This is a genomic window from Microbacterium sp. (assembly GCF_036277215.1).
GTDB lineage: Bacteria > Actinomycetota > Actinomycetes > Actinomycetales > Microbacteriaceae > Microbacterium.
On the sequence record NZ_DASUNI010000144.1, the window covers coordinates 1 to 2,132 of the forward strand.

Consider the following 2,132-nt stretch of genomic DNA (forward strand, 5'->3'; position numbering starts at 1 on the left):
CCACCGCCGGGACTGGTTGGCGAGCGCTGCGCGACGCCGTGTAACGAATAGCCGCGAAACGCTTACCTGACGTTCTCATAAAGCTGAGGAGCAGACGGGCTGTTCCGTGATACATCCGCGGATTCCGGCGATCCTCGACCATCTTCGGTCTCCATGCATTCGGAGTCATGCGCGAATCGGATTGCGTTCGCACTGGCACTCACGTTGCATGAGTGCCAGCGCTTGCCTAGACTGGGATTAGCACTCTCACGTCGAGGGTGCTAACCCATTCTTGAGTTTCAAGGAAAGCAGAGGTACACCCGTGTCGGTTTCCATCAAGCCGCTCGAGGACCGCATCGTCATCCGCCAGGTCGAGGCCGAGCAGACCACGGCGAGCGGTCTGGTCATCCCGGACACCGCCAAGGAGAAGCCCCAGGAGGGCGAGGTCGTGGCAGTCGGACCCGGTCGCATCGACGACAACGGCAATCGCGTCCCGATCGACGTCGCCGTGGGCGACCGTGTGCTGTACAGCAAGTACGGCGGCACCGAGGTGAAGTTCGGTGCGGACGAGTTCCTCGTCCTGTCGGCCCGCGACGTCCTCGCGGTCGTCGTCCGCTAGTTCTCCGCAGTTCAGGAAGGGTCCGGATGCCTCGGCATCCGGGCCCTTCTGCGTGCCGGGCGGCCTGGCAACCAGGCCCGTCCGCGTCCCGGTGGCAGGAGAAGCACGCAGAACGGCAGTCCACGTATGCCGCCGCCTCCCGGGAATGAAGCTCGGGTCGAAGCGCCGCCGTACGCTGGGGAGGTGACCCGCAACCTGCACTCCGCCCCCGCCGAGGCATCCGGGTCAGCAGTGGATCCCGCCCGCGAGCGCGCCATCGGCGGGGTGTATGCGTTCTCGGCATACTTCCTGTGGGGCTTCCTGCCGCTGTACTTCCTCCTGCTCGCGCCGACGGGGCCGTGGGAGCTGGTCGCGTGGCGCATCCTGCTGTCCCTCGCCTTCTGCGCGATCCTGCTGACGGTCCTGCGCGGATGGGGCCGGCTCGCCGCCATCATGCGGCAACCTCGGCTGCTGCTCGGGACGGCCGCCGCCGGTGCGCTCATCTACGTCAACTGGCAGGTGTTCATCCTGGCCGCGCTGACCGGCCATGTGATCGAGACCAGTCTGGGCTACTTCATCAATCCCATCGTCACCGTCGTGCTGGGTGTCCTGGTGCTGCGCGAGCGACTGCGGGCGACGCAGTGGATCGCCCTCGCGATCGCCGCGATCGCCGTCGGCGTCATCGTCGTCGGGTACGGCGCGTTCCCGTGGATCGCGCTGAGTCTGGCGTTCTCGTTCGGCACGTACGGCCTCATCAAGAAACGCCTCGGTCCGGCGGTCGACGCGGTCAGCGGCCTCACGCTCGAGACGTTCTGGCTCGTCCCGGTCGCCACCGTGGTGCTCATCGTCGTCGGGTCGACGACGGGCCTGACGTTCGGCGCCGGTGGACCCTGGCATGCCGTGCTGCTGAGCCTCGTCGGCGTCGTCACTGCGATCCCACTGCTGCTGTTCGCCGCCGGCGCGCGCCGGGTGCCGCTCACCGTGATCGGGCTGCTGCAGTTCGTGGCGCCGATCCTGCAGTTCATCATCGGAGCGTGGCTGCTCGGCGAGCCGATGCCGCTCGAGCGATGGATCGGCTTCGGACTGGTCTGGCTCGCTCTCGTCGTGCTGACGGTCGACTCGCTGATCTTCGCGCGCCGCGCGCGCGGCGTCTCGGACGTCGGCGAACTCACCTGAGCCGGGCCGGTTGCGGCCGGATCGCCGCTCGCGGCACGCCTTCTGCGTCGTGGCATGCGCTCGAACGCGGGCCGCGAGACCCCACGCGGGCCGCGAGCTGCGGCAACGCGCGAGGGCGCGAGCGGAGCAGCCGGCGCGAGCGCCGCGACCGGCGCGGCTAGCGCACCAGCCGCGCGATCGCGGCGGTCGCCTCCGAGATCTTCGCGTCCGCCTCATCGCCGCCCAGGCGAGCGGCATCGACGACGCAGTGACGCAGGTGGTCGTCGAGCAGGCCGACGGCCACGGCCTCGAGCGCACTGGTCAGGGCGCTGATCTGCGTGAGGATGTCGATGCAGTACTTCTCTTCCTCGACCATCTTGTGGATGCCGCGGGCCTGACC

General features: G+C 68.4%; 3 protein-coding genes. 2 read left to right on the top strand and 1 reads right to left on the bottom strand.

Translation table 11 applies throughout. The features are described 5' to 3' along the window. Nucleotides 1-301 precede the first annotated feature (301 nt). The gene (groES, locus tag VFX99_RS07395; protein ID WP_329665657.1) at nt 302-598 is read left to right on the top strand and encodes a co-chaperone GroES; all 297 of its coding nucleotides are present in this window, start codon (nt 302-304) and stop codon (nt 596-598) included. Between the two features lie 183 nt (nt 599-781). Next, nucleotides 782-1,753 (top strand): EamA family transporter RarD, encoded by a 972-nt coding sequence (gene rarD / locus VFX99_RS07400; protein ID WP_414684334.1) that lies wholly within the window; start codon nt 782-784, stop codon nt 1,751-1,753. A 157-nt stretch (nt 1,754-1,910) separates the two neighbouring features. Here rarD and VFX99_RS07405 read toward each other — a convergent pair. Next, a partial coding sequence (locus tag VFX99_RS07405) for a metal-sensitive transcriptional regulator (RefSeq protein WP_329665658.1) occupies nt 1,911-2,132 on the bottom strand: 222 nt, incomplete at its 5' end.